This is a genomic window from Variovorax sp. PBL-H6 (assembly GCF_901827155.1).
In the GTDB taxonomy this organism is placed as follows: Bacteria; Pseudomonadota; Gammaproteobacteria; order Burkholderiales; family Burkholderiaceae_C; genus Variovorax.
Genome location: NZ_LR594659.1, coordinates 4,135,211 through 4,161,561 on the forward strand (window position 1 = coordinate 4,135,211; position 26,351 = coordinate 4,161,561).

The following is a 26,351-nucleotide window of genomic DNA, read 5'->3' on the forward strand; positions in this document are numbered from 1 at the left end:
GCCTCGCTCACGACGCGCGGACCAGCAACATGCCGACGGCAGGCGCACGCGCCACATGCCAAAGGCGTTCCAGCGCTGCCTGCATCTCCGCCTCGCTCGCGCCGCCGCTGAAGGCGCAGAGGCGCAGGGCCTTGGCGGCGATCTCCTCGCGGTCGAGCGTGTTGCCGGGATCGCCCTTGGGCTCGTCCACGCGGCCTTGCAGCACTCGGCCGTCGTGGGTATGGACAGTGACCTTGCCGATCCAGCGCTTCGGGTAAGCGGCGTCCACTTCGGCGTCAAGTTCCATCCGCACGCGCTCGCGCAGTGCCTGTGTCTCGGCATCCCGAAAATGCGTATCGAACTCGGCAAGCCCGGCCTGCCCGAAGCGTGCCGCCAGCGCGAGCACCGTGCCCATCGAGAATTTCGACTGGTGCACCGTGGCCGGGTCGACCACTGGCCCCAGCACGTCGATGGCGCCCTGGTGCACATGCGTGGTCACCTGCGCCAGGTCCTCCGGTCGCAACTGGTGGTCGCGCATGACCGCCAGCAGCGCATCGGCCGCGGGGTGCGTGTGGCGGCACGAGGCGTGGTATTTGAAGGATGTTTCCGCCAGCGCCCATCGTGTGCCGAGGCCATCCACCAGGCGCTTCGGATCGGCGTCCTGCGACATGCCCGCAGCCAGCCCCTGCGGACCTTCGAGGATCTGCTGCGCCCCGGTAAAACCATCGCGTGCCAACGTCGCGGCCATGAGTCCGGCGGCAGCGGCATGCGCCGTGTGCAATTGCTTGGAGTCTGCCCCGGTCCGCAGGAACTCCCAGAGCCCCGCAGACTGGGTGCCAGCCGAGCCGAAGGCATGCTGCATGCGCGCGGCATCGAGCCCCAGCAGATGCCCGGCGGTCGCCGCCGCCGCGAGCGTGCCGGCCGTGCCGGTGGTGTGGAAGACTTTGTAGTGCGAACGCCCGAGGAACTCGCCCACGCGGATGCCAACCTCGTAGCCCGCGACCGCGGCCGCCAACAAGCGCTCGCCGCTTGCGCCCAGCGCCTGCGCCAAGCCCAGCGCGACCGGGAACACCACCGTCGCGGGGTGAAAGACCGAGCCGTTGTGCACGTCGTCCTGCTCGGCCACATGAGAAGCTGCGGCGTTGACCATGGCCGCGAAGTAAGGGCTGCTGCGCGTGCGGCCCACCAGCACTTCGCTGGGCCCCGTCGTGGGTCCCATTTCGCGCGCGAAGGCGGCGATGGTCTCGACCGGCCGTGCGCCATGCCCGGCAATGGCCGAGCCGAACCAGTCGACCAGCAGATCCTCGGCACGGCGCACGACTGGCGCCGGGATATCGCCGAAGCGAAGGCAAGCAGCAAAACGCGCGAGGGTTTCGGTGGGTGAGGTCATGGAGGTCATTTCAGATCGCCGCCTTCGCACGCAGCGCGTGGATGTCAGCCTCGCTGCGCCCGAGCGAGCGCAGGATGGATCCGGTGTGCGCACCGACCGCGGGAATCGGATCCATGCGGTAGTCGAAAGCGCTCTGCCGTCCCGGCGGCAGCAGGGCCGGGATGGCACCCGCAGGCGATTCGACCTCGCGCCAGCAGCCGCGCGCCTTCAATTGCGGGTGCGCCCAGAGCCCTGCCATGTCGTTCATCCGCGCATTGGCGATCTGCGCCGTGTCGAGCCGCTCGAGCACCTGCGCCGTGTCGAGCGCCGCGAAGGTCTCGAGGATGACGGCCTGCAGCGCATCGCGGTTGGCATTGCGCCTGGCATTCGCGTCGAAGCGCGGATCGGCCGCGAGCTGCGGCTGCAGCAGCACGCACTCGCAGAACTGCTTCCATTCGCGTTCGTTCTGCAGGCCGAGCATGACGGTACCGCCATCGCCCGTGGCGAAGGGACCATAGGGGTAGATGGTCGCGTGCGAGGCCGCGCTGCGCGGCGGCGGCGGCGCGCCCTCGTAGGCGTAGTACATCGGGTAGCCCATCCACTCGGCCAGCGACTCCAGCATCGACACGTCGATGTGCGAGCCCTTGCCTGTCTTGCCTCGCTGCAACAAGGCCGCAAGGATGCCGGTATAGGCGTACATGCCGGCAGCGATGTCGGCGATCGAGTTTCCCGACTTGCAGGGCGCGTCCGAGGTGCCGGTGACAGACAGGAAGCCGGCCTCGCTCTGGATGAGCAGGTCGTAGGCCTTCTTGTCGCGGTAGGGACCGTCCTCCCCGTAGCCGGAGATGTCGCACACGATCAGCGCGGGATGCCTCGCCATCAGCGCCTCGGCGCCCAGCCCCATGCGCGCCGCCGCGCCCGGTGCGAGGTTCTGCACCAGCACGTCCGCCCCGGACACCAGTTCCTGCAGCACGGCCTGCGCCGCCTCCTGCTTCAGGTCCAACGCGAGGCTTTCCTTCGACCGGTTGACCCACACGAAATGCGAGGCCTCGCCGCCCACACGCTGGTCGTAGGCGCGGGCGAAGTCGCCGACGCCCGGGCGCTCGACCTTGATCACGCGGGCACCGAGGTCGGCCAGCTGTCGGGTGCAGAAAGGTGCGGCGATCGCGTGTTCCAGCGAAACGACGGTGATGCCATCCAGCGGTCTCGTCATGGCACAGCCCTTCAGAACGAACGCGGCAAGCCCAGCAGGTGCTCGGCCACGTAGGAGTAGATAAGGTTGGTCGAGATCGGCGCCACCTGGTAGAGCCGTGTCTCGCGGAACTTGCGCTCCACGTCGTATTCGCACGCGAAGCCGAAGCCGCCGTGGGTCTGGAGGCAGGTGTTGGCCGCCTCCCAGGAGGCCTTGGCCGCCAGGTACTTGGCCATGTTGGCCTCAGCCCCGCAGGGCTGGCCCGCATCGAACAGCGCACAGGCCCTGAAGCGCATGAGGTTGGCCGCCTCGGCCTCGATGTAGTCGGCGGCGATCGGGAACTGGATGCCCTGGTTCTGCCCGATGGCGCGGCCGAACACCTGCCGGTCGCTCGCATAGCGACGCGCGCGTTCGATGAACCACCACGCATCGCCGATGCATTCGGCCGCGATCAGCGTGCGCTCGGCGTTGAGGCCGTCGAGGATGTACTTGAAGCCCTTGCCCTCCTCGCCGATCAGGTTCTCCGCGGGGATCTCGAGGTTGTCGAAGAAGACCTCGTTCGTCTCGTGATTGACCATATTGAGGATAGGCCGCACGGTCATCCCGCTCCCTATCGCCTGCTTCAGGTCGACGATGAAGATCGACATCCCCTCTGACTTCTTCTTCACCTCCGCGAGCGGCGTGGTGCGCGCCAGCAGGATCATCAGGTCCGAGTGCTGGATGCGCGAGATCCAGACCTTCTGCCCATTGACCACGTAGCGGTCGCCCTTCTTCACAGCGGTGGTCTTGAGCTGCGTCGTATCGGTCCCGGTGGTGGGCTCGGTCACGGCCATGGTCTGCAGGCGCAGTTCGCCGGTCGCGATCTTCGGCAGGTACTGGCGCTTCTGCACCTCGCTGCCGTGCCGCAACAGCGTACCCATGTTGTACATCTGGCCATGGCACGAGCCGGCGTTTCCGCCGGAGAAATTGACCTCTTCCATGATCACCGAGGCCTCGGCGAGGCCCAGGCCGGAGCCGCCGAAGTCGGCCGGGATCAGTGCCGCCAGCCAGCCGGCTTCGGTCAGCGCATTCACGAAAGCCTCGGGATAGCCGCGCTCATGGTCGACCTTCTGCCAGTAGGCGGAGTCGAAGCGGCCGCACAGGTCGCGCAGGGCTTCGCGCATGTCTTGATGCGCGTCGGGGGTGGGGATCTGGGTCTTCATCGGTGTTTCAGGCAAGGGCAAGGGTGGCACGCTCCGTAGCGCCCCACCCTGCATGGTGGCCATGGCCGGGCCTGCACGCAATCTGCGAATTCGAGACCGAGCCTTCAGGAATTCCGAAGGCTTGCTAGGATGCTGCGGCCATGCAATTCGACCTGACCGACCTGCGCCTCTTCGTTGCCGCAGCCGAGCTCGGCAGCCTGACGCGCGCGGCCGAGCACCAGCACCTGTCGCTGGCAGCGGCCAGCGCACGCATCAAGGCGCTGGAGGCGCAATCGGGCTTGGCGCTGCTGGCGCGCGAGGCGCGCGGCGTGCGCCTGCTGCCGCCGGGCGAGGCCTTCCTCCACCACGCGCGCCTGTTGCTGCACCAGGCCAGCCAGCTCGGCGCCGAGCTCAAGGAGTACGGCGGCGGCCTGCGCGGCCATCTGCGGGTGTTCGCCAACACCACCGCCGTGAGCGACTTCCTTCCCGAGATCCTGCCCGCCTTCCTGGCGCGCCATCCGCGGATCAACATCGACCTTCAGGAAAAACCGAACGCACAGATCCCGCACGGCGTGCTCGATGGCCGCGCCGACATCGGCATCGTCGCCGGCCGCATCGACACGCTAGGGCTGGAGGCGATTCACTTCAGCACCGATCGGCTGGTGCTCGTGACCTCGCGCAAGCACCGCTTCGCCCGGCGCCGCCGCATCGCCTTTGCCGAGACGCTGGACGAGGACGCCGTCGGCATGCAGTCGGGCAGCACGCTGCATGCGTTCCTGGCGCAGATCACCGAAAGCCTCGGCAAGAGCCAGAAGCTGCGAATCCAGCTCGGGGGATTCGACGCCATGTGCCGCATGATCGGCAGCGGTGTCGGCATCGGCGTGGTGCCGGAATCCGCCGCGCGCCGCAACCTCGAAACCATGAAGCTGGCGCTGATCGAGCTCAGCGATCCGTGGTGCGTGCGCGAGCGCTACCTGCTGGTGCGCAACCGCGCGGCGCTGCCGGCCTATGCGCAGGCGCTGGTCGACACCCTGTGCGCGCACTACGCGCAGCAGGGAGTTCGCTCGGGTTGAGAAAAAAAAGCGCCGCGCATGAACGCGGCGCTTGCACGAACGGCAGGACGCCTCAGCGCTCGATGGTGAGCGCAACGCCCATGCCGCCGCCAATGCACAGCGACGCGATGCCCTTCTTCGCGTTCTGGCGCTGCATCTCGTGCAGCAGCGTGACCAGGATGCGGCAGCCGGAGGCGCCGATCGGATGGCCGATGGCGATGGCACCGCCATTCACGTTGACCTTGTTGACATCCCAGCCCATCTCGCGGTTGACGGCGCAGGCCTGCGCGGCAAAGGCCTCGTTGATCTCGAGCACGTCGAGGTCCTGCGGCTTCCAGCCGGCGCGCTGCAGTGCCTTCTGCGAGGCTGGCACCGGGCCCATGCCCATGAAGGCCGGGTCGAGCCCGGTGCTGGCGTAGCTGGCGATGCGGCCCAGCGGCTTCAGGCCCAGCGCGGCCGCTTTCTTGGCGGTCATTACCATCACGGCGGCGGCGCCATCATTGAGGCCCGACGCATTGCCGGCCGTCACGCCGCCGGCCTTGTCGAAGGCAGGGCGCAGGCCGGCCAGGCCTTCGGCGCTGGTCTTGCGGTTGATGAATTCGTCCTGGGCGAAGACGACAGGGTCGCCCTTCCTCTGCGGAATGTTGACGGCGACGATCTCGTCCTTGAACTTGCCGGCGTCCTGCGCGGCCGCGGCCTTGGTCTGGCTGGCGAGCGCGAGCTCGTCCTGCGCGGCGCGGCTGATGTCGTACTTCTTGGCCACGTTCTCGGCCGTGATGCCCATGTGGTACTGGTTGTACACGTCCCAGAGGCCGTCGACGATCATCGAGTCGACCAGTTTCCAGTCGCCCATGCGTTGCCCGTTGCGCGAGTTGGGCAGCACGTGCGGCGCGAGGCTCATGCTCTCCTGCCCGCCGGCCACCACGATCTCGCTGTCGCCCGTGGCCACGGCCTGCGCAGCCAGCATCACCGCCTTGAGCCCCGAGCCGCACACCGCGTTGATGGTGAGCGCCGGCGTTTCCTTGGTGATGCCGCTCTTCAGCAGCGCCTGGCGCGCCGGGTTCTGCCCGCTGCCCGCAGCGAGCACCTGGCCCATGATGACCTCGCCGATCTGGTCCGGGCCGACCTTCGCGCGCTCGAGCACTTCCTTGATCACGATCGAGCCGAGCTCGGTGGCCGCGATGTTGGCGAGCGATCCGCCGAACTTGCCCACGGCCGTGCGTGCGGCCGAAACGATGACGATGTCTTCCATGATGTGTGCTCTCCGAGGCTGCGATTGAAAAAGGGGGAAGTAGGAATGAACAACGAAAGTCAGGCTTTCGCCTTGACGTAGCGGCCCGGCGCGGGCTCGATCGCCTTGTAGGCGCTGCCCTTGCCGTAGGCCTTGGGGACAGGGATCTGCTTGCCCGAGTGGGTCTTGAGCCAGTTGGACCAGTCGGTCCACCAGCTGCCGGGATGCTCTGTGGCACCGGCCAGCCATTCGGCCTGGGTCTTCGGCAGCTTGCCGTCGGCACGAATCCAGTGGCTGCGCTTTTTCTTGGCAGGCGGATTGATCACGCCGGCGATGTGGCCCGAGGCCCCCATGACGAAGCGCTTCTTGCCCTGGAGCAGCTGGGTCGACGCGTAGGCCCCGCCGATCGGCACGATATGGTCCTCGCGCGAGCCGTAGACGTAGACCGGCGCATCGATGCGGCCCAGGTCGACCTGCTCCCCGGCCACCGTCAGCGCACCCGGCTGGGCCAGCTTGTTCTCGTGGTAGGTGTTGCGCAGGTACCAGCAGTACCAGGGCCCGGGCAGGTTGGTGGCGTCGCTGTTCCAGTAGAGCAGGTCGAAGGGGGGCGGAGTCTCGCCCTTCAGGTAGTTGCCGACCACGTAGTTCCACACCAGGTCGTTGGGCCGCAGGAAGCTGAAGGTGGAAGCGAGCTCGCTGCCGGCCAGCAGCCCGCCCGATGCCATCTGCATCTCGCGGAAGCGCACGAAAGCCTCGTCGATGAAGATGTCGAGGATGCCGGTGTCGCTGAAGTCGAGCAGCGTGGTGAGCAGCGTCACCGACGAGGCCGGCTGCTCCCCGCGCGCGGCCAGCACCGCCAGCGCCGTGGACAGGATGGTGCCGCCGACGCAGAAGCCCAGCGTGTCGATCTGCCCGCCCTTCTTGTCCTGGCCGCTGATCTCGCGCGTGACCTGGATCGCCTTGATGGCGGCGTTCTCGATGTAGTCGTCCCAGGTGGCCTTGTCCAGCGAGGCGTCCGGATTGCGCCAGCTCACCACGAACACGCGATGGCCTTGCTCCACCGCGAAGCGGATCAACGAGTTCTCGGGCTGGAGGTCAAGGATGTAGAACTTGTTGATGCAGGGCGGAATCAGCAGCAAAGGCCGCTCGTAGACCTTGGCCGTGAGCGGTTTGTACTCGAGCAACTGGAACAGCTCGTTCTCGAACACCACCGCGCCCTCGGTGGTGCCGACGTTGCGGCCGACCTCGAAGGCGCTCTCGTCGGTCATGCTCAGGTGCCCCTGCCGAACGTCCTTCAGCAGGTTTTCCATGCCCTTGGCGATGCTCTCGCCCTGCGTTTCGAGTGCCCTCTTCTGGGCCTCGGCGTTGAAAGCGAGATAGTTGCTGGGCGCCGAGGCTGCCACCCACTGCTCGATCGCAAAGCGCAGGCGGGCGCGGGTCTTGGCGTCGGCCTCCACCGCTTCGGCCATGCCAAGCAGCGTGCGCGTGTTGAGCAGGTAGACCGCCGCCGAAAAGGCCGCCACCGGATTGCTGCCCCACGCCTCGGCGGCAAAGCGCCGGTCGCCGCGGGCACGTGCCGCCATGTCCTGGCGCCACAGCTCGGTGGCTTCCTCGACGTATTGCTTCTGGAGTTCCTGGAGCCGAGTGGCTGAGAAGGTGAACCGGGGCATCTCCCAAGGCGTATCGACCGGGGCCCCCTTGCCGAGCGACTGGAAGGACCCGAGGGCCTTCTCCCAACCCTGCGCCAGCGCCTGCTGGAACGGAGCGAAGGCGGATTCGGCCGCAGCCTGTTGTTCTTGTCTCATATCGTCTCCTGGTTCCTCACCTTGCCGCATCGGCTTTTGAGTATGCTGCATCCGGCAGGGCGCGGAAAGCAAAAGCCCGCCATACCTTCCTGAAAACCTCTCCCATGCACCTCGTCGTCATCGCCTGGCTGTACGTCGCCCTGATGATGGCAGTGGCGGAAGCCACCAACACCAACGGCACGGTGCTCGGTGCGGTCTTCACCTTTCTACTCTATGGCTTGGCGCCGGTGGCACTGGTGGTTTACCTGATGGGCGCACCGGCACGCCGAAAGGCCATCCGCGCTCGAGAGGCCGCCGAGCGCGACGCCGCCATGCAGGCGGGGGCCAAGCCCTCAGTCGCGCCAGATGCAGGCGGCGAAACGGCCGCTGACGCGGTCCCGCCGGTGCGAGAAAAAACGTAACGGGTTGTTCACCGTGCACCAGGGTGCGCTTCCGTCGTTGCCATAGAGCTGGGCGAGGCCTGCCGCCTGCAGGCGCTGCCGCGCCAGGCCCGCGAGGTCTGCGAGCCACTTGCCCGACGTGGCGGCGGGCTTGAAGCACTGCCGGGCCTGCGGCGCCGCGGCCTCGAAGGCGGTCCGGACTTCGTCGCCCACCTCGAAGGCTTCGGACCCGATGCAGGGGCCGAGCCAGGCCAGGAGCTCGCCCGGTCCCGCTTCGGCTGCGAAAGCGCTTACAGCTTCCTCCAGCACGCCCGCCGCCAGGCCGCGCCATCCGGCATGCGCAGCAGCCACGCGCCGGCCCCGGCGGTCAGTGAAGAGAACGGGCAGGCAGTCGGCCACCATGATGCTGCAGGCAATGCCGGCCGCGGTGGTGGTGCAGGCATCGCCCGCGGCGCCGTCCGGCGTCTGCGCATCCAGTGCCAGCAGCCGGGTCCCATGCACCTGCTGCAGGAAAACGGCCCGCGCGCCGAGGGCATCGCGCAGCCGCGCACGATTGACGGCCACGTCAGCCGGCGCATCGCCCACGTGGTCCCCGAGATTGAGGCTCCGGTAGCTCCCCCGGGACACCCCGCCTTCGCGCGTGGTGCACAGCGCATGCACGCCGGGCGGCGCGGGCCAGTCGGGCACCAGCGCCTCGCCGATTCCCATGTTCAGGGCTCCGCGTCGGGGCAGCGCGAGGGCTGGGCGCGCTGGAACGCGTCGAGCTGCATGCAGGCCTCGAACGCCGCCATGGTGCGCGGCAACCCACTGAAGTCGCAGTCGAAGCGCTGGCCGTTGAAGACCTGCGGCACCAGGCAGCAGTCGGCCAGCGTGGGCGTGTCGCCCCAGCAATAGAGGCTCGCCGGGCGCTGGACCAGCTGCCGCTCGAAGGCCAGCATGCCCTCGCGCACCCAGTGGCGGTACCAGGCGTTCTTGGCGTCGTCGCCGATCTTGAGCTCGCGCACCAGGTACTTGAGCACGCGCAGGTTGTTCAGCGGATGGATCTCGCAGGCAATCGACTGCGCCAGGGCCCGCACATGCGCCCGGCCCAAGGGGTCGCGTGGCAGCAGCGCGGGCTCGGGATGGATCTCGTCCAGGTATTCGATGATTGCCATCGACTGCGTGAGGCGCTCGCCATCGTCTTCCAGCAGTGGCACCAGCATGTCGGGCGAGATGGCGGAGAAGGGCCCGGTCTTGTGCTCGCCGCGCGCGATGTGCACCGGGAGGTAGTCGTAGTCCAGGCCCTTGAGATTGAGCGCGATGCGGACCCGGAACGAAGCAGAGGAGCGGAAGTAGTTGTAGAGCTTCATCATGGCCAGAGCATAGCGCCGGTGCCCAGGCCTGGCCTGCAGGCGGGCGACGGCTTCCGCCCTCTGGCAAACTGCCGCTTTCGCATGAAAAAGGACTTTTGCGCCATGGCTTCCGAATACGTCTTCACTCCGTCGGCAACGGTGTCCCTGCCCGTGGTCGGCCGGGCCGCCCGCTTTCCCGTGCACCGCATCTACTGCGTCGGCCGCAACTACGAAGAGCACGCCAAGGAAATGGGCTTTACCGGCCGCGAGCCGCCCTTCTTCTTCATGAAGCCTGCCGATGCCGTGGTTGCCGTCGATGCGGACCAGACCGGCACCATGGCCTACCCCACGTTGACCAAGAACCTGCACCACGAGATCGAGCTGGTGGCGGCCATCGGCACCGGGGGCAAGAACATCAAGGCGGCCGATGCGATGAAGCACATCTTCGGCTACGCCGTGGGGCTGGACATGACGCGCCGCGACCTGCAGGGCGACATGAAGAAGCAGGGCCGCCCCTGGGACATCGGCAAGAGTTTCGAGCAGAGCGCGCCCACCGGGCCGATCGTGCCGGCGGCCCAGGCCGGCGACATCGAGCACGCCGAGATCTCCCTGCAGGTCAATGGCCAGCACCGCCAGCGCAGCAACGTGAGCAAGCTGATCTGGAACATGGCCGAAACCATCGAGCACCTCTCGGCCGCCTGGGAACTGCAGCCCGGCGACCTGATCTTCACCGGCACCCCCGAAGGCGTGGCCGCGGTAGTGGCCGGAGACACCCTGGTCGGCCAGGTCGCGGGCCTCCCGACGCTCACGGTCAAGGTGGTCTGAAACACGCCGCCGGTCCATACCCGATGCTCCTGCGCGTCCCTATCAAGCACTGCAAGAACTGCGGCACGGCGGTGGTGTACCGCATTCCCGACGACGGCGACACGCGCGAGCGAGCCATCTGTCCGGCCTGCCACACGGTGCACTACGAGAACCCGCTCAACGTGGTGGGCACCATCCCCGTACTGGGCGACCGCGTGCTGCTCTGCAAGCGCAACATCGAGCCGCGCTGGGGCAAGTGGACGCTGCCGGCCGGCTTCATGGAACTCAACGAAACGACCGCGCAGGGCGCCGCCCGCGAGACCGACGAGGAGGCCGGCGCCGAGTACGAGATGGAGGGCCTGTTCGCGGTGATCAGCGTGGTGCGGGTGGGCCAGGTGCACCTCTTCTACCGGGCTCGCCTTCTCAGCGACAGGTTCGACCCCGGGCACGAAACCATCGAGGCCCGCCTCTTCACCGAGGAAGAGATCCCCTGGGACGAGATCGCCTTTCGCACCGTGCGCGAAGCGCTCACCCATTATTTCGAGGACCGCCGGCGCGGAAGCTTCGACCGGGTCCATCAACTGGACATCGTATGAAGCTCCTTCGCGCACCGCTGTGCTGCGTCCTGCTGATGGCTGCACAGGCACAGGCCGAACAGGTCGGCGAGGTCGACACTGCCTTCAAGCTGATCGGCCCCGATCACAAGATCGTGGTCGAGGCCTACGACGACCCCAAGGTCACCGGTGTGACCTGCTATATCTCGCGCGCCAGGACCGGCGGCATTTCCGGCGCCTTCGGCCTGGCCGAAGACAAGGCCGAGGCCTCGATCGCCTGCCGCCAGGTCGGGCCCGTGCGTGTCACCCAGCCGCTCCCCAAGCGCGAAGAGGTGTACAGCGAGCGGCTTTCCATCCTCTTCAAGCGCCTGCGTGTGGTGCGCATGGTCGATGGCCCGCGCAACACGCTGGTCTACCTGACCTACTCCGATCGCCTGGTCGAAGGCTCCCCGAAGAACAGCATCACCGCAGTGCCCATCGATCGCGCGAACCCGATCCCGCTGAAGTAGTCCACGGCCGGGACGCAAGCTCGAGCGCAACGTGGGCCTGCATGTGCGCGAGGCGGGGCCGGTGCATTTGATGCGCGTATTGCCGCGGCGCTCACGGCCTCCAGCCTTAAAAACCGCCACGGTCCTACGCGCCCACAGGAACCAGCGCGTCAGAATGCGTTCGAAAAAAGCGCCATGCCAATCAATACCCTTGTTCTCCGCGCCGCCCTCATGGCCGCAGCGGTCGCCAGCCTGCTCGCCTGCAGTACCACGCCCCTGCCGCCCCAGCGCCCACTTCCAACGCCACCGGGCGCCACCGTCAAGCCGCCTGCGCCCCCACCGCCGGCAGCGCCGGCAGCGCCCGCGTTCATCCGGCCCGCCACGGGGGCCACGCTGTCGCGTTTCGACGGCAAGGTCAACAAGGGGCTGGACATTGCTGGCAGCATCGGCGAACCGATCCTCGCCACGGCCGACGGCCGCGTCGTCTATGTCGGCGGCGAGCTGCGCGGCTACGGCAACATGGTGATCGTGAAGCACAACGACACCTTCCTCAGTGCCTACGCGCACGCGCAGCAGATCCTGGTGAAGGAGAAAGACGTTGTGCGCCAGGGCCAGAAGATCGCCGAGATGGGCAGCAGCGGCACCGATCGGGTCAAGCTGCACTTCGAGCTGCGCAAGCAGGGCGTCGCGGTCGATCCCGAGCCCTACCTCAACGGCCAACTGCGCTGAGTGCGACCAGCGCACAAGCTGCGCAAGCCACGGCAGCAACGACTGCAGCTACAGCAAGCTCTCCGGCACCAGCGGCGCAAGCAGGTCCAGCTTCAGCCGCGAGCCGAAATCAGTCTCGGGTTCCTCGTGCTGCACGACATCGGCCCCGCCGTTTTCCGACGGACTCACCCATTCGATGCCGCCCTTCGGTCCCAGCCGCACGCGGTAGGCCGCGTCCATCGTGATGAAGCCGATCAGGCTGGTGAGCTGCGCCGCGAGCTGCGGGCTGTGGATGAACAGGCCGAGCTCCGTGTTGTGCAAGTCCGACCGCGGATCGAAGTTGAGCGACCCGATGAACACCACCTTGCCATCGATCACCGCCGACTTGCCGTGCAGCCGCCCGCTGGCCGAGCCGAAGATGCCGAACCGCTGCGACTTCTCGACGCGCTTCGGGCTCAGTTCATACAGTTCCACGCCGAGGCGCACCAGCGCGGGCCGGTAGCGGCGATAGCCGAGGTGCACCAGTGACTCGTCGGTGGCGGCCAGCGAGTTGGTCACCAGCGCGAAGCGCACGCCGCGCTCGCGCAGCTGGCGCACGGACTCCATGCCGCCGCGCCCCGGGATCAGGTAGGGGGTGGTTATCAGCACTTCGCGCTCGGCCGCGCGCACGTAGCGCCGGACATTGAAGAGCACGCCCTCGGGTGCATCGGCCGGGACGCGGGGGCGCTCCTCGCGCGGGCCCAGGGCCTTGTGCGGCGTGTCGGCATGGGCCTCCGCCCGTGCCCAGACCAGTGGCAGCGTGCCCGCGTCCAGGTCCTCGGCGAGCGCCTGGTAGCCCAGCAGGTCGCGCTCGATCGGCGTCTGCGGGGCCCACATCGCGGCGTCCCAGGTCATCTCCTCGAAACGCTGTCGCCGTTGCGCCGGCGTGCCCTCGACCTGCACGATCGACTCGATCGGATACACGAAGGGACTGTTCCAGTACAGGTCGAACAGCGACGACAGCCGGGGCACCACCGCGCCCGTCACCAGCGTGTCGATGTCGATGAAGTTGGCCCCCGCATCGCGCATGAAGTATTCGTTGGCGATGTTGCGACCGCCGACCACGGCCATCGCGTTGTCGGCGACGAAGAGCTTGTTGTGCATGCGGCGATGAACGCGGTTCATGTCGAGCAGCGAGGCGGCCAGCCGCGTCGACAACCGCCCGCGCCCCGCCGGGAAGGGATTGAAGAGGCGCACCTCCACGTTCGGATGTGCCGCCAGGCTCGCCAGCAGCGTGTCGGCACCGGCCGTGTAGAGATCGTCCACCAGCACGCGCACGCGCACGCCGCGTTCGGCCGCGTCGCGCAGCGTGCGCAACAGGTAGCGGCCGGTCTCGTCGTTCTGTATCAGGTAGTACTGCACGTCGATGCTGCGCTGCGCGCGCCGCGCCAGCTCGAGGCGTGCGTGCATCGAATAGGGCGGCAGCGGCAGCAGCCGGAAACCGCTTTGCTGCGCATCCGGCGCACCGGCCGCGCCGAGGCGGCCGAGCGCCGTGTTCGCGGTGTCGGCGATCGCATACGAGGGCGAGCGCTCCACCTCCTTCGGCAGCCCTGCGCAGCCGGTCAGCAGTACGGCGAGCGTCAGCGCAACCAGCCAGTCGACTCCCCTGCCCCATGCGCGGGCAGGATGCTTCGCGATCTCAGCCCCCATCGCCGCCTTCGATCCGGGCGAGGGTCTCGCGATCGCGCAGGCCGCCGAAGTACTTGTGCAGACAGTCCCGAAACACCGGCTCCGACGGATCGGCCGCATCGAACAGGGTCATGGATGAGCAGAACTTGAGGTCGTCCGGCGCGCCGAATATCTCGTGGATATTGCGGTCCTCGACCGCGAGCACCAGCGCACTGCATTCGCGCAGCCGCGGCCCGAGCAGGGGGTGCGCCAGGTAGGCGCGGGCCTCGTCCAGCGAGCCGATGGCATAGCGCTGCGCCATCGCGCTGCGGCCCAGGCCCGCCAGTTGCGGGAACACGAACCATATCCAGTGGGTGCGCTTGCGGCCGCTGCGCAATTCGCCGCGCACCGCATCGACCACGGGCGCCTGCGCATCGACGAAGCGCTGCAAATCGAAGACATCGTTCATGGGCGTGGAGCTTCTCTGTAGGTGTCGTCTTTCTCCAGGTGGCGAAGTATGCCGCGCCACCCCGCGTGCGTGCCACAGTCAAATCTGGACGCATAAGAAAAGAGAGGCTCCCCCAGAGAACGACAATGAACTGCGAAGCGATCCACTGCGCCGACACCAAGACCGTCCGGTTTGCCATCTACCCCGATGGACTCGACGGACCCCGCATCATGGCCCATGTTTCCGAGGCCGCCCTTCGCGACCTTTGCGATGACCCGGACGCGGACCCCGACTCCGACCTGACCCTCACCTGCGAGGCCTACTTCGCGTGCATCGAGGCGAAGGCGCTGGAGCGCTACCGCGCTGCGCCCTCGGTGCCCATCGTGCTGGAGCCTGCAGACCTCAGGGCCTGCGCGGTGCTCCACTGACTCCCAACGCGACGGCATCAGCCGCGCGCCGGCGATACCGGCAACGCGGGCATCGCCCCGCGCAGGAAGTCCCTGAAGCTGGCCGCCGCCGGCGACAACGCCTGGTCGCGCTTGCAGAACAGCGACAGGTGCCTGTGCACCACTGGCCCGACCAGAGGCCGTGCCACCAGGCCGAAGGGCTCGATCAGCGTCAATGAGCGGCCGGGCTGCGCCGTGATGCCATGCCCCCACTGCACCATGCCCAGCGCGGTCGTGATGAAGGACACCTCGTGCGCCGGATTCAGCGCGAGCGTGGCCGAGTGCTTGAAGAGGTCGGCCTGCAGCCGCTTGGTGAAGTCGCGCGTGAGGCTGACGAAAGGCTCCTGCAGCACCTGCGCCCAGCTCACGCGGCCGCGGGCGGCCAAAGGATGATCAGGCCGGCAGATCAGCCACATGCGGTCGCGCAGAAGACTTTGCTGCACCAGCTCCGGCGGTGCCTGGCGCTGCGGCGCGACGCCCAGGTCGGCCTCGCCGCTCATGACGCGCGCCAGCGCCTGCTGGTTGAGTGAGTCCAGCACGTGCACGGCAATGGCCGGAAACTTCTGCCGATAGCGCAGCACCAGCTCGGGCAAGGTGGTGGCCGCGTACAGCGGCGTGCAGGCGATGCGCACAGTGCCGCGCTTCTTCTGCTCCAGGTCCTGCGTGCTTTCGAGCGCACTGGCGAGGTCGTCCAGCACCTTGCGCGCCAGCGGATAGAACTCGCTGCCTGCCAGCGACAGCGCAGTCGCACGGGTAGTGCGGTCGAACAGGCGCACCTCGATGCCGCGCTCCAGTTCCTTGATGAGCAGGCTCAGCGCCGAGGGCGTGAGATGCAAACGCCGCGCGGCGGCAGCGAAGCCACCCGCATCGGCGATGGCAACGAAGGCGCGCAGCTGGCGCAGCGTGACATGGGCCGGATTCATCAGAAAAACTCAATGCCCGCTTAATATTGCTGGTTTGTCTCAACGATCAGGCGAATCTACCATCGGCATCACAAGGAGGCTCTCCCACGATGCTGCGATTCGATCCCAATCTCCGATGGCTGTTCACGGAACTGCCCATGCTGGAGCGCTACGAGGCCGCGGCGGTTGCGGGCTTTCGCGGTGTCGAGGTGGCTTTTCCCTATGAGTACCCGGCCAAGGAGGTTGCCGCGCGGCTCGCGTCCAATGGGCTCGAACTCGTGCAGATCCTCTCCCCCTTCGACTGGGATGCGGGCGAGCGCGGCCTGGCCGCGCTGCCGGGACGCGAGCAGGACTTCAAGGCGAGCATCCGCACGGCCATCGACTACGCGGTCCAGGTGGGCGGCCCACTGATCCACGTGATGCCCGGGAAGATCGGGCCGCAACTCGAACGCGCGCGGTGCATGGACCTGTTCCTTGAGAACATCGGCTGGGCCGCCGACGCGGCCCGTGCGGCCGGGCTGACGCTGATCCTCGAGCCTTGCTGCCGCGCGCGCTTTCCCGATTTCCTCTATCACCGCATCGACGAGGGCGTGGCGGTCGTGAAAGCCTTGGGCCGCGAGAACGTCAAGCTGTGTTTCGACACCTTCCACATCCAGATGGAGGAAGGCGCCATCGCCGATCGGCTGCGCGCCGTCTGGCCGCACATCGGCCACATCCAGGTCGGCAATGTGCCGGGGCGCCACGAGCCCGGCACGGGAGAGATCCATTTCCCCTACCTGCTCGGCTTGATCGAGGAACTGGGCTGGCAAGGGTGGATCGGTTGCGAATACACCCCTTCCGGCCCCACGCTGGACACCCTGGGCTGGGGCGCCCCCTACGGCCTGGGCGCACGCTCGGAGGCAGCGACATGCTGAGCGCCGCCGACAACGAACTGCTCACCCGCACGGGCGCGGCGACGCCGATGGGGCAGTACTTCCGCCGCTTCTGGCAACCGGTGGCGCTGTCGCGTGAACTGCCCGAACGCGACGGCGTGCCGCTGCGCGTGAACATCATGGGCGAGAAGCTGGTCGCATTCCGCGACAGCCACGGTGCAGTGGGCCTCGTGGATTCACGCTGCCCGCACCGTGGCGCGGATCTCTACTTCGGTCGCAACGAGGACTGCGCCATTCGATGCGTGTTCCACGGCTGGAAGTTCGACCTGCAGGGCCGCCCCGTCGAGCTGCCGAATGTGCCGCCGGGCGTGGCCTACCACGACACGCTGCGGCTCAAGGCCTATCCCACGCGCGAGTACGGGGACGTGGTGTGGGCCTACATGGGCCCCGATCCCTGGAGCTGCGCGCTGCCCGAAGTGCCCCGGCTCGAGTTCGGCTCCCTGCCGGCCACGCACCGCTTCGTCACCAAGAAGCTGCAGGAGTGCAACTGGGCCCAGTCGATCGAAGGTGCGCTCGACACCTCGCATTTCTCGTTCCTGCACATGCCGGCCCCTGGCGTGCCATCGAACGCGAACCCTGACGCACCGGCCGACGAGAAGCGCCTCCGCTGGATCCGCGAGGACCCGCTGCCACGCTTCTCCATCCTCGAGCACGAGGTCGGCTTCGTGGTCGGAGGCGCCCGCCGTGCCGACGATGGCGTGCGCTACTGGCGCACCGCGCAGTTTGCCCTGCCCGCCCACAGCACCACCCCCTCGACACTGCCGGGCGAGACCCATTTCGGCTACACCTGGGTGCCGATCGACGACGAGAACTGCTGGATCTACACCTATGCCTGGAACCCCGAGCGGCCATTGTCCGAAGACGAGCTGCGCAAGTTCAAGGCGGGCCACGGCGTCATCGCCGAGGTCGACCAAGACTTCATCCCGGTGCGCAACCGGGCCAACGAGTACCTGATCGATCGCCACCACCAGAAGCACGTCAGCTTTACCGGCGTGCGCGGCGTGGCCGAGCAGGACGCGATGGTCCAGGACAGCCAGGGCCGCATTGCCGACCGGACGCAGGAGCACCTGTCGGCTTCCGATGCGGCAGTGGTGCGCTTCCGGCGCGCGGTGCTGGGCGGTGCCAAGGCGCTGGCCGCTGGCACCGAACCGCAGGCGCCGCTGAAGCACGAGGCCTACCGGCTGCGCTCGGGCAGCTGGTTCGCATCGGAAGGCGTGACCTTCGAGCAGGTCATGCTGGAGCGCTTCGGCGATCCCGTCGGCCGTGTCGCGTCTGCCAGCGAGACGCCGGCGGCCACGTCCCTCACCGAGTGAGGCGAGCCCACGACAACAAGGAGACAAGCGCATGATTCCCAAGCTCATCCGGCAAGCGCGCAGCCCTGCGCTCAGCTGGCACCGCACCCTGGCGCTGGCCGCCTGCGCGCTCTTGGGCGCGGCAGGCGCTCACGCGCAGGCCTACCCGAGCAAGCCCGTCAAGCTCATCATTCCCTACGCTGTCGGCGGCTCCACCGACCAGACGGGGCGGCTGCTGGCGCGCTCGCTCTCGGAGCGGCTCGGCCAGGCCATCGTGGTGGAGAACCGTGCGGGTGCCGGCGGCGCGCTGGGCCACGAGTTCGTCGCCAAGGCGCCGGCCGACGGCTACACCCTGCTCTTCAGCGCCGCAGGGCCGCTCACGGTGACGCCGCACACCTACGCCAAGCTCAACTACGAGCCGATCAAGGGCTTCGAGCCGATCACGCTGGTCGCCACGCAGCCGCTGCTGCTGGTGCTCAACCCGGCCATGAAGGCCGCCAGCGTCGCGGACCTGGTGCAGGAGGCCAAGGCCAAACCAGGCAAGCTCACCTATGGTTCCTTCGGCAACGGCAGCGCCGCACACCTGGCCGGCGAATACTTCAAGACGCTGGCCGGCGTGGACATGGTGCATGTGCCGTACAAGGGCAGCGGCCCCGCACTGGTCGACCTGGTCGCGGGCCAGATCGACCTGATGTTCGACGTGTTCAGCACCGCGGCGCCGCTGGTCAAGGGCGGCAAGCTGAAGGCGATCGCGATCACCTCCAGCGAACGCTCGCCGCAGTTTCCGCAGGTGCCCACCATGCAGCAGGCGGGCATCGCAGGCTTCGAGGCCGGCACCTGGTTCGGCGTGCTCGCGCCGGCCGGCACGCCGGCACCGGTGATCGAGCGCCTGTCGAAGGCCATCAACGCATCGCTCGAGGAAAAGGAGCTGCGCGACACGCTGGCGTCGCAGGGCGCCACGGTGCGCGGCGGCACGCCCGAGCAATTCAATCGCTTCTTCTTGGCCGAGTACGACAAGTGGGGAAAGATCGTGAAATCGGCGGGGGTGACGGCGGAGTGACGCTCGCCCTGGCTGCGGGCTACGAGGCTTCTTCGCGCCTTCGTCCCTGGCCGCCGATCTTCCTGAGGCGTCCAACCACCTCCTCGAGCTTCAAGCGCGGCGGCTCGATCGTGGCAACGTCGGCAGCCCTGAGCGAACGCACGACCTGGAAGCCCCACACGAGCGGCTCCGTCTCGCTGCCTTTGGCAGGCGTGTAGGCCCGGCCTTCGCCGTCGACCAGGATCTCCACATCCTGGATGTACTGCGTCGAGCCGTCGGCAAGATCGACGTAGGGCTCGAGCAGCATCTCTGGCCCGCTGTCCAGCAGTTTGCTGACGACCCGTTGACCATTGCAGACAATGATGTCTGCCGCCCGCAGTGCCTGGAACAAGGTAGTCCTGAAAGTCATGAACGCATTGTCCCTCCCCTGGCCGGGGAAAACACAGCGTCCTGGCAGCGGTCGCCCGGGGACTGCCTATTTGCCGTCGTCGCGCGCGGGCTTCACGAAGCCTGCAGCGTTCTCGCCCTTCCCCGGCTCCGCCTCGTCGTCGAGGACATCTTCCTCATCGGGGACATCCCGGCGCGCATCTGGATCCGGCACCAGCACCGGCTTGTTCTGGGGCGGCCTGACGTACTCGGTCATAGGGTTCTCCTTGCGGAAATGCGGCTACCGCCGCTGGTACGGACTCCAAAGTCGGGACCAAGCTACGCCGTCCCGGGCCTCCAGGTCTGTAGGAGCCGACCGCATGGGAATGAAGCCGTGAAATGCCCGCCTTCCCGAGCGCATGCCCGGAAGACGGGACCAAACTGGAAATCACAGCGAACTGAAGCGCGGCACCACCTGCGTGTCGATCGCCCCCGAAGGCGTCTTCGGAAACAGGTTGCGCGCCACGTTGTGCGGGTGCACGGCCGCCTCCGGGATCGTCAGCACCGGCGCAAAGCACACGTCGGTGCCCTCGAGCAGCGCACACCACTCGTCGCGCGTCCGGGTGCGAAAGCACTCCACAAACCGCTGCTTCAGCGCCGGCCACTTCTCGCGCTGCATCTGCTCGCGCGGGTCGACGTCGGTCAGGCCGAGCTTGTCGAGCAGCAAGGCGTAGAACTGCGGCTCGAGAGCGCCTACCGTGACGAAGCCACCGCCCTTGCAGGCATACACGTCGTAGAACGGCGAGTCGTGGAACACGCTGGGTTGTGTGCTGCCGATGCTGTTGTTCGCGTGCAGCCAGTGCACCAGCATGCCCAGCATGGCGACCGCGTCGAGGATCGCCGCGTCGACGACGCAGCCCTGCCCCGTGGTGCGCGCGCTCAGCAGCGCGCAGACCATGCCGAAGGCCAGGCTGAGCGCACCGCTCGCGTCACCGAGGGTCGGTGGCACCATCGGGGTCGCGCCGGGCTGCGCCGACAGCGACAGCAGCCCTGTCAGCGCGACGTAGTTGAGATCGTGGCCCGCCGCCTGTGCCAGCGGACCCTCCTGGCCCCAGCCCGTCATGCGGCCGTAGACGAGGCGCGGGTTGCGCGCCGCGCACACCGACGGCCCGAGCCCGAGGCGCTCCATGACGCCGGGACGGTTGCCCTCGATCAACGCGTCGGCCATGGCCACGAGGTCCAGCGCCTGTGCCACGCCTTCGGGTGTCTTCAGGTCGAGCGTCAGCACCTGCTTGTGGGCGCGCAAGAGGTTGTCGGTGCTGCTGCCCAGGCCTTGCACGGCACCGGCCTGGGGACGTGCGATGACGGTGACCTCGGCCCCCAGCGCCGCCAACATGCGGCCGGCCACCGGACCCGGCCCGATGCCCTCGAACTCGACGACGCGGATACCCTGCAAGGGAGATTGAAGCCCCATGCTCACCTCCCTGTCATGCCGCCCGAGCCCAGAGTCAGCTCGATGGGCACCACCGAGGCGGGCAGTTCATGCCCGATCCATTTCTTGTCGATCATGGTTGCACGCACTTCTACACGCGCTCGTACAGCGTCACCACGCAGGCGCCGCCCAGGCCCAGGTTGTGCTGCAGCGCCAGCCGCGCGCCTTCCACCTGCCGCCTGTCTGCTGTGCCGCGCAGCTGCTGGACCAGTTCCGTACATTGCGCCAGCCCCGTCGCGCCGAGCGGATGCCCCTTCGACAGCAAGCCGCCCGACGGGTTCGTGACCACCTTGCCGCCGTAGGTGTTGTCGCCGTCCACCACGAACTTCTCGGCACCGCCCACAGGGCACAGCCCAAGTGCCTCGTAGCTGATCAGCTCGTTGTGCGCGAAGCAGTCGTGCAGCTCGACCACGTCGATGTCGGCAGGGCTCACGCCCGCGTCCGCATAGACCTTCTCGGCCGCCGCGCGCGCCATGCTGAAGCCCACCACCTCGCGCATGTCCTTGGCGCCGAAGGTCGCCGCGCCGTCGGTGGTCATCGCCTGCGCCTTGATGCGCACACTGCGGTCCAGCCCGTGGCGCTGTGCGAACGCCTCCGAGCAGATGATGGCCGCGGCGGCGCCGCAGGTCGGCGGGCAGGCCATCAGCCGCGTCATCACGCCGGGCCACATCACCGGCGCGGCCATCACCTCGTCTTCGGTGATCACCGTGCGGAACAGCGCCACTGGATTGTTCGATGCATGGCGGCTCGCCTTGGCACGGATCTTCGCGAAGGTCGACATCTGCGTGCCGTATTGCTCCATGTGGGCGAGGCCCGCTCCCCCGAAGTAGCGCAGCGCCAGCGGGATCTCGCCATGGCCGACGAGTTGCTCGGTGGCTTCGTCGAAATGGTCGAAGGGGCTGGGGCGGTCCTTGAACACCGCGCCGAGGGCGCCCGGGGTCATGTGCTCGAAACCGAGCGCAAGCACGCAGTCGGCCGCACCGCTCGCCACCGCCTGGCGCGCGAGGAACAGCGCCGTCGAACCCGTCGAGCAGTTGTTGTTGACGTTCACGATGGGAATGCCCGTCATGCCGACCTCGTACAACGCGCGCTGCCCCGCGGTGGAGTCGCCGTACACGTAGCCCACGTAGGCCTGCTGGATCTGCTCGTAGCCGATGCCGGCATCGGCCAGCGCGGCGCGGGTGGCCGAGGCGGCCATCTCGTAATACGGCGGGTGCTGGCCGGGCTTGGTGAAGGGGATCATGCCGACGCCGGTGACGAAGACGTTGTTGCTCATGGTTGGCTCTCTTTCTCTCGGGTCCGGTTTGGTGTCGGGTTCGGTTCAGGTCGCGGGCAAACGAAATCCGGGGCGCGCTTCGCTCCATTCGAGATGAAGATCTTGCTGCCGTCGATCACGTCGTGATCGCCCTCGACCGCGGCCGGGTCCGCACGCCCTGCCCGTCATTGCCGATGCGCGCCACCTCGGTGATGACCAAAGAGAAGTCATTCGTCCAAGCTTGCAGTTCTCGCTCGTGTGCGGTAAGTAACATGTGCCAGCATAGTCCACAGCATTGTGCTTCCTGTCGGCCTGGGCCCTTCCCTGCTTTGCGAGATGGATTGAGCGCTTGGCGATGCGCGCCGATGGCTCGATGAACAGCTGCGCGAGAGACCGAATGGAGGAGAGGACGACCGCAGTGCGGCGGACCGCCAGCGCTTCGCTCTGGGTGGCGCCGGGCCTCTCGGCCAGTTCGGCAGGCTTCTTGACAAGAATTGGAAACCACAGAAACGCTTAGCTACGGCCTGCCGATGCACGCAGCAAGGTGTCATAGCCAGGTTGGACTACCAATTCGGACCAACGGGCTGGGCGAGCATCAGCACGCACGAACGAGGGCACCGTCCGCCGCGAACCGACCGGCGAGTTCGTCCAGCGCGTCGCCGATGACTGTGTCGCGCATCCCAAGAATGGCCTGGTTTGAATTCACGGCTGCGCGACCTGGTGCCTTCATGAGCCGTTTGCGCTGCTCCTATCTGCCTGGCGCTCATGCCTGCGCAGGAAGGCGTCGATCGGGTCGATGAAGCGCGCAGGCGTCTCGAAGATGCCGAAATGCGACGCGCCCTCGATCCAAATGAATTCACCCCGTGCAACTTCCGCGATGCGACGCGTCACCGCGATGGGCAGACTTGCGTCGGCCGCACATGCGACGGCGAGTGTCGGCACGTTGATCGCGGAAAGTCCCTGGATCGTCTCCACCGCGGAGATCGCCTGCCAGTTCACGCTCCAGCTGTACCAGTCCTGTTGGAGCAGCGCCGTTTCGCAGCGCGCGACCAGCTGTGCAGGCGCATGATCGCTGAACCATCGGCGCAGGGTCTCCGGAGCCATGTCTGCCACCTTTCCGGCAACGCCAGTGTTTCCCCGGGCGCGGATTGTGGTGCGCGCGTCGTCAGGAAATGTCGCCGCAGTGGCACAGGCAATGAGTGCGCGCACAGCCTGCGGCCTCTGGATGGCGACATGCTGCGCAACCATGCCGCCCATGGAAACGCCCAGGAAAGATGCTGCCCCGATTCCCTGCGCATCCAGGACCTCCCAGACGCAATGCGCATGCTCAGCCAACGTGATGGATGACGTCAGGAGCTCGGATTCGCCATGGCCCAGCATGTCTATGGCGATGAGGGTTCGCACTGGCGACCAAGCGGTCGCAAAGCTGTCCCACCAGGAACGGTCGATGCCAATCGGGTGCAGAAGGACAACGCACGGCCCTTCGCCCGCGATGTCGTAGGCGATCCGCCCTCGCGAGGTCCAGCAACTCGACTTCGTGACCTTGCAGGCAAAGGGAGAGGTGGACGCATATGCCTGCGACACGGGATTCATTCACGCACGTGACAACTGCAAGGCACCCAATGCGGCAATCGACTCGACGTCCCGCTCCGTTTTTCCCAACCAGGATGCGAGCACTGGGTGGGCGCCTTCGCCGAGTCTTGGCGGATATCGTGGAAGCAGCGGCGACTCACCTTGCAGCTTGATCGGATTGCCCACGACTTCAACGGAGCGCCCGTCGAGGTCGTCGAGTTGCATGACCATGCCGCGGCCGGCTTCGCGCGCGTCCGCCAATGCTTCCGGGACCTTCTTGATGAGCGCAACCGGGACGCCCTGAACCTGTAGCGGCTCGATCCAATCGGCGGCGGACTTGCTGCTGAATGCGGCTTCCAGGATGGGCCATAGCGCGTTGCGGTTGGCGAGGCGGCTGCGCGCATCGCAAAAGCGGACGTCGTCAGCCAATTCCGGGCACCCAATCGCCGAACACATCCCCCGCCACATGCGCTCAGTGTTGGCGGTCACGACCAATTCGCGTCCGTCCTTGCCGACGAACGACCGGTAGGTGGGAATCGAGTCATGCTTCGCACCTTGCGGTTGTGGCGTGATCCCGGCCACCAAGGCATACGTACTCTGGTAAGAGAGCATCGCTAGCTGGCAGTCCAGCATGGAGATGTCGATCGCACGCCCCTTCCCGGTCCGCTCGCGGTCCGCCAGCGCTGCATTGATCGCGATGGAGGCGTACATGCCGGCCACGATGTCCCCGGCAGGGATGCCGAGTCTCACCGCAGGGCGGCCGGCCTCCCCCGTCAAGCTCATGACGCCTGACAAGGCCTGAACGATCATGTCGTAGGCAGGGTGATCCTTGCACGGCCCGGTCTGTCCGAAGCCGCTTATCGAAGCCCAGATCAAGCGAGGGTGCTGCGCTCTCAGCTTCTCGCTATCCAGGCCCATGCGCGCGGCGACACCGGGACGGTAGTTCTCAACCACCACGTCACAGACTGCGATCATCTCTTTCAGCAGCGCGACGCCATGTGGCGACTTCAAGTCCAGCGCAATGCTGCGTTTGCTCCTGTTGATCCCCAGAAAATACGCGCTGTCACCTTCGACGAAATAGGGTGGGATCGTGCGGCTGGAATCCCCCCCGTTGTGGGGCTCGATTTTGACCACTTCGGCGCCCAGGTCCGCCAGGATCTGGGTGGCGAACGGACCGGACAGGAAAGTCGTCATGTCCAACACTCTGTAGCCGGCCAATGGGGCACTCGGCGTGCCGATCGGAACAGTCATGGTCTGCCCTGTTGTTGTTGTGGTGGTGGTGGTGGCTGGCTATCGCGTCAGGATCGTCACGGCGCACGCGCCATGCTCGAAGCCGGAGATGCCGCCTCCGGTGGCGTGGCACAAGCCGATGCGTGCACCTTCGACCTGGTGCGCGCCGTTGCGTCCTTGGAGCTGACGCGAGATCTCGACGATCTGGGCGACCCCGGTGGCGGCGATGGGGTGCCCACGCGCCATCAGGCCGCCCGAGGGGTTGATGACATGCTTGCCGCCCAGCTCCGTCTGACCACTGCGAAGCAAAGCGACCGCCTCTCCGGGGCCGGCGAAGCCGAAGGCCTCGTAGTACATGAGTTCGGCAATGGAGAAGGAGTCGTGGATTTCCGCGACGTCGATGTCTTCGGGTCCGATGCCCGCCGCTTCGTAGGCTTCGGCGGCCGATCTGGTGGACACGTGCGACTTCACCATCGAGATGGGTCCAGGGTCAAAGTGCCCGGAGTGCAGCACGGTCGCGGCGACCTTGATCGGCATCGTGCAGCTCGAACGCTTTACCCAATCCTCAGACGCGATGACCACAGCAGCCGCGCCGTCACCCGTCGGACAGCAGTGCGCCAGCCGCAGCGGGTCGGCCACGATCCGCGAACTTTCCGCTTCTTCGAGCGTGATCGGCGTCGTGAGTTGCGCCAGGGGATTGCGGGCACCATTGGCGCGAGCCTTTACGGCGACGCGCGACAGGTCGGTCCGGCTGATACCGTGTTCATGGAGGTATCGCTGCGCGCGCATCGCATAGACACCGGGCATCGTGAGCCCGTGCGCGGCGTCCCAATCGTCCGGCGACAGGGGCAGCGGGCCGCGTCCGAGCTTGCTGAGCATGTCCACGCCCACCACGAGAGCGACATCGGCCATTCCCGCCTGGATGCGCGCGATCGCTTCACCGAGGGCTGTGGACCCGCTTGAGCACGCGTTTTCGATGTTGATGATGGGCAGGCCCGTGAGCCCGATCTTGCCGAGGATTTGCTGGCCGGTGAGCATTCCGCCAAGCACGCAAGCGGAGTACGCAACATCGATCTCGTCCTTGCGAAAGCCCGACTCGAGGATTGCAGCGCGGGCGGCCGGCCAGGCAAACTCGCGGTGACTCAGTTCGGGGAAGCGACCGAACGGGACCATGCCGGTACCGACGACGTAGGTAGTGCGCCTGCTCATCGGCCACACCCCTCGACGAAGAGGTAGTCGATCGCGGCCGCTGTCGCCTCCGCCGTCTGCGCCTTGCCGGGGACGACGGACACGACCATGTCGCACTTGGGCGGGGCTTCCGGCGTGAAGCCGGCCAAGTGGCCGAACACGCGGACCTTCTCGGGGAAGTCCACGTAGCCGCCGTATGTCTCCGCCTTGCCATGCCGAATGGTCGTAAAGCTGTACAACGTGCCGGCCGCGGAGAGGCGCAGCGGCTCGACGTCCAGCGCCATGCAACTCGGACACACCGTCGTAGGCGGGAACGTGTTGAATCCGCACGAGCGACACCGCGTGCCAAGCAGCCGGACTGCGCCTCCGCGGATTTGCTCCAGGTAGGGCAAGACAGTTAATTGGGTGCGTGGGACGCCATCGGATCGGGTCGACATAGAAGTTGCGTCTACTTTCATTGAATGGAAT

The 26,351-nt window shown here is 67.1% G+C and carries 28 protein-coding genes and 1 pseudogene; 10 read left to right on the top strand and 19 right to left on the bottom strand.

The features are described 5' to 3' along the window. Positions 1-7 precede the first annotated feature (7 nt). Genes G3W89_RS19580 through G3W89_RS19590 form a run of 3 tightly spaced genes read right to left on the bottom strand, consistent with a single transcriptional unit; the run spans position 8 to position 3,742 of the window. Positions 8-1,378 carry an MmgE/PrpD family protein gene (locus G3W89_RS19580; RefSeq protein WP_162575743.1) on the bottom strand — a complete coding sequence of 457 codons (1,371 nt, stop codon included), beginning with the start codon at positions 1,376-1,378 and terminating at the stop codon, positions 8-10. A gap of 1 nt (position 1,379) precedes the next feature. Continuing rightward, positions 1,380-2,561, bottom strand: coding sequence for a CaiB/BaiF CoA transferase family protein (locus G3W89_RS19585; protein ID WP_162575744.1), 1,182 nt, complete (start codon positions 2,559-2,561; stop codon positions 1,380-1,382). An 11-nt stretch (positions 2,562-2,572) separates the two neighbouring features. Next, positions 2,573-3,742, bottom strand: coding sequence for an acyl-CoA dehydrogenase family protein (locus tag G3W89_RS19590; RefSeq protein WP_162575745.1), 1,170 nt, complete (start codon positions 3,740-3,742; stop codon positions 2,573-2,575). A gap of 140 nt (positions 3,743-3,882) precedes the next feature. Between G3W89_RS19590 and G3W89_RS19595 the strand changes: the two genes are divergently transcribed. Then, the gene (locus G3W89_RS19595; RefSeq protein ID WP_162575746.1) at positions 3,883-4,794 is read left to right on the top strand and encodes a LysR substrate-binding domain-containing protein; all 912 of its coding nucleotides are present in this window, start codon (positions 3,883-3,885) and stop codon (positions 4,792-4,794) included. Positions 4,795-4,846: 52 nt separating this feature from the next. Here G3W89_RS19595 and G3W89_RS19600 read toward each other — a convergent pair whose 3' ends face one another. Next, on the bottom strand, positions 4,847-6,025 hold the full coding sequence (locus G3W89_RS19600; protein ID WP_162575747.1) for an acetyl-CoA C-acetyltransferase: 1,179 nt from the start codon (positions 6,023-6,025) through the stop codon (positions 4,847-4,849). A 59-nt stretch (positions 6,026-6,084) separates the two neighbouring features. Continuing rightward, positions 6,085-7,809: a class I poly(R)-hydroxyalkanoic acid synthase gene (gene phaC / locus G3W89_RS19605; RefSeq protein WP_162575748.1), complete on the bottom strand. Its 1,725-nt coding sequence runs from the start codon at positions 7,807-7,809 to the stop codon at positions 6,085-6,087. A gap of 104 nt (positions 7,810-7,913) precedes the next feature. Here phaC and G3W89_RS19610 point away from each other — a divergent pair, with 104 nt between their 5' ends. After that, the gene (locus tag G3W89_RS19610) at positions 7,914-8,210 is read left to right on the top strand and encodes a hypothetical protein (RefSeq protein ID WP_162575749.1); all 297 of its coding nucleotides are present in this window, start codon (positions 7,914-7,916) and stop codon (positions 8,208-8,210) included. Here the strand turns inward: G3W89_RS19610 and pgeF are convergent. Next, the gene (gene pgeF / locus G3W89_RS19615; protein ID WP_162575750.1) at positions 8,142-8,897 is read right to left on the bottom strand and encodes a peptidoglycan editing factor PgeF; all 756 of its coding nucleotides are present in this window, start codon (positions 8,895-8,897) and stop codon (positions 8,142-8,144) included. The two genes, G3W89_RS19610 and pgeF, sit on opposite strands and share 69 nt — an antisense overlap. Positions 8,898-8,899: 2 nt before the next feature. Continuing rightward, on the bottom strand, positions 8,900-9,538 hold the full coding sequence (gene maiA, locus G3W89_RS19620; RefSeq protein ID WP_162577556.1) for a maleylacetoacetate isomerase: 639 nt from the start codon (positions 9,536-9,538) through the stop codon (positions 8,900-8,902). A 105-nt stretch (positions 9,539-9,643) separates the two neighbouring features. Here maiA and G3W89_RS19625 point away from each other — a divergent pair, with 105 nt between their 5' ends. The 4 genes from G3W89_RS19625 (at position 9,644) to G3W89_RS19640 (ending at position 12,095) form a co-directional block, all read left to right on the top strand. Then, on the top strand, positions 9,644-10,345 hold the full coding sequence (locus tag G3W89_RS19625) for a fumarylacetoacetate hydrolase family protein (protein WP_162575751.1): 702 nt from the start codon (positions 9,644-9,646) through the stop codon (positions 10,343-10,345). 23 nt (positions 10,346-10,368) lie between these two features. Further along, entirely contained in the window at positions 10,369-10,920 is a 552-nt protein-coding gene (locus G3W89_RS19630) for an NUDIX hydrolase (protein ID WP_162575752.1), read from the top strand. Further along, positions 10,917-11,387, top strand: a complete 471-nt coding sequence (locus G3W89_RS19635) for a CreA family protein (protein ID WP_162575753.1) — start codon at positions 10,917-10,919, stop codon at positions 11,385-11,387. Before G3W89_RS19630 ends, G3W89_RS19635 begins: the two co-directional genes overlap by 4 nt. A 174-nt stretch (positions 11,388-11,561) precedes the next feature. Further along, positions 11,562-12,095 carry a peptidoglycan DD-metalloendopeptidase family protein gene (locus G3W89_RS19640; RefSeq protein WP_162575754.1) on the top strand — a complete coding sequence of 178 codons (534 nt, stop codon included), beginning with the start codon at positions 11,562-11,564 and terminating at the stop codon, positions 12,093-12,095. A 48-nt stretch (positions 12,096-12,143) separates the two neighbouring features. On the opposite strand, the gene G3W89_RS19645 is transcribed toward G3W89_RS19640, so the two are convergent. Both G3W89_RS19645 and G3W89_RS19650 read right to left on the bottom strand, forming a co-directional pair. Beyond that, positions 12,144-13,763: a phospholipase D family protein gene (locus G3W89_RS19645; protein ID WP_162575755.1), complete on the bottom strand. Its 1,620-nt coding sequence runs from the start codon at positions 13,761-13,763 to the stop codon at positions 12,144-12,146. Beyond that, on the bottom strand, positions 13,753-14,190 hold the full coding sequence (locus G3W89_RS19650) for a DUF1810 domain-containing protein (protein WP_162575756.1): 438 nt from the start codon (positions 14,188-14,190) through the stop codon (positions 13,753-13,755). The genes G3W89_RS19645 and G3W89_RS19650 overlap by 11 nt, the downstream gene beginning before the upstream one ends. A 125-nt stretch (positions 14,191-14,315) precedes the next feature. On the opposite strand from G3W89_RS19650, the gene G3W89_RS19655 reads away from it, so the two are divergent. Further along, positions 14,316-14,597: a hypothetical protein gene (locus G3W89_RS19655; protein WP_162575757.1), complete on the top strand. Its 282-nt coding sequence runs from the start codon at positions 14,316-14,318 to the stop codon at positions 14,595-14,597. A gap of 17 nt (positions 14,598-14,614) precedes the next feature. On the opposite strand, the gene G3W89_RS19660 is transcribed toward G3W89_RS19655, so the two are convergent. Beyond that, positions 14,615-15,538 (bottom strand): LysR family transcriptional regulator, encoded by a 924-nt coding sequence (locus G3W89_RS19660; RefSeq protein ID WP_162575758.1) that lies wholly within the window; start codon positions 15,536-15,538, stop codon positions 14,615-14,617. Positions 15,539-15,627: 89 nt separating this feature from the next. Here G3W89_RS19660 and G3W89_RS19665 point away from each other — a divergent pair, with 89 nt between their 5' ends. The 3 genes from G3W89_RS19665 to G3W89_RS19675 are packed head-to-tail and all read left to right on the top strand — an operon-like array spanning position 15,628 to position 18,801. After that, entirely contained in the window at positions 15,628-16,431 is an 804-nt protein-coding gene (locus G3W89_RS19665) for a hydroxypyruvate isomerase family protein (RefSeq protein WP_162575759.1), read from the top strand. Next, positions 16,425-17,762, top strand: coding sequence for a Rieske 2Fe-2S domain-containing protein (locus G3W89_RS19670; protein ID WP_162575760.1), 1,338 nt, complete (start codon positions 16,425-16,427; stop codon positions 17,760-17,762). Before G3W89_RS19665 ends, G3W89_RS19670 begins: the two co-directional genes overlap by 7 nt. 31 nt (positions 17,763-17,793) lie before the next feature. Further along, entirely contained in the window at positions 17,794-18,801 is a 1,008-nt protein-coding gene (locus G3W89_RS19675) for a Bug family tripartite tricarboxylate transporter substrate binding protein (RefSeq protein WP_162575761.1), read from the top strand. A gap of 19 nt (positions 18,802-18,820) precedes the next feature. Here the strand turns inward: G3W89_RS19675 and G3W89_RS19680 are convergent, their stop codons facing one another. The 9 genes and pseudogenes from G3W89_RS19680 to G3W89_RS33705 form a co-directional block, all read right to left on the bottom strand. Then, positions 18,821-19,189 carry a hypothetical protein gene (locus G3W89_RS19680; RefSeq protein WP_162575762.1) on the bottom strand — a complete coding sequence of 123 codons (369 nt, stop codon included), beginning with the start codon at positions 19,187-19,189 and terminating at the stop codon, positions 18,821-18,823. Between the two features lie 66 nt (positions 19,190-19,255). Next, positions 19,256-19,423 (bottom strand): hypothetical protein, encoded by a 168-nt coding sequence (locus tag G3W89_RS19685; RefSeq protein WP_162575763.1) that lies wholly within the window; start codon positions 19,421-19,423, stop codon positions 19,256-19,258. Between the two features lie 171 nt (positions 19,424-19,594). Then, positions 19,595-20,620, bottom strand: a complete 1,026-nt coding sequence (locus tag G3W89_RS19690) for a CaiB/BaiF CoA transferase family protein (RefSeq protein WP_162575764.1) — start codon at positions 20,618-20,620, stop codon at positions 19,595-19,597. Positions 20,621-20,729: 109 nt separating this feature from the next. Continuing rightward, complete coding sequence (locus tag G3W89_RS19695; protein WP_162575765.1) at positions 20,730-21,914, bottom strand: lipid-transfer protein; 1,185 nt, start codon at positions 21,912-21,914, stop codon at positions 20,730-20,732. Between the two features lie 705 nt (positions 21,915-22,619). Further along, a complete protein-coding gene (locus tag G3W89_RS19700) occupies positions 22,620-23,486 on the bottom strand; it encodes an alpha/beta fold hydrolase (RefSeq protein WP_162575766.1) in 867 nt (288 codons plus the stop codon). After that, positions 23,487-24,716 carry a CaiB/BaiF CoA transferase family protein gene (locus G3W89_RS19705; protein ID WP_162575767.1) on the bottom strand — a complete coding sequence of 410 codons (1,230 nt, stop codon included), beginning with the start codon at positions 24,714-24,716 and terminating at the stop codon, positions 23,487-23,489. It lies immediately after the preceding gene. A gap of 39 nt (positions 24,717-24,755) precedes the next feature. Beyond that, positions 24,756-25,904 carry a thiolase family protein gene (locus G3W89_RS19710; RefSeq protein WP_162575768.1) on the bottom strand — a complete coding sequence of 383 codons (1,149 nt, stop codon included), beginning with the start codon at positions 25,902-25,904 and terminating at the stop codon, positions 24,756-24,758. Beyond that, positions 25,901-26,167, bottom strand: a complete 267-nt coding sequence (locus G3W89_RS33345; RefSeq protein ID WP_232076642.1) for an OB-fold domain-containing protein — start codon at positions 26,165-26,167, stop codon at positions 25,901-25,903. Before G3W89_RS33345 ends, G3W89_RS19710 begins: the two co-directional genes overlap by 4 nt. A 6-nt stretch (positions 26,168-26,173) precedes the next feature. Next, positions 26,174-26,341: pseudogene (locus G3W89_RS33705) on the bottom strand (zinc ribbon domain-containing protein); the annotation flags it as partial. Positions 26,342-26,351: the final 10 nt, after the last annotated feature.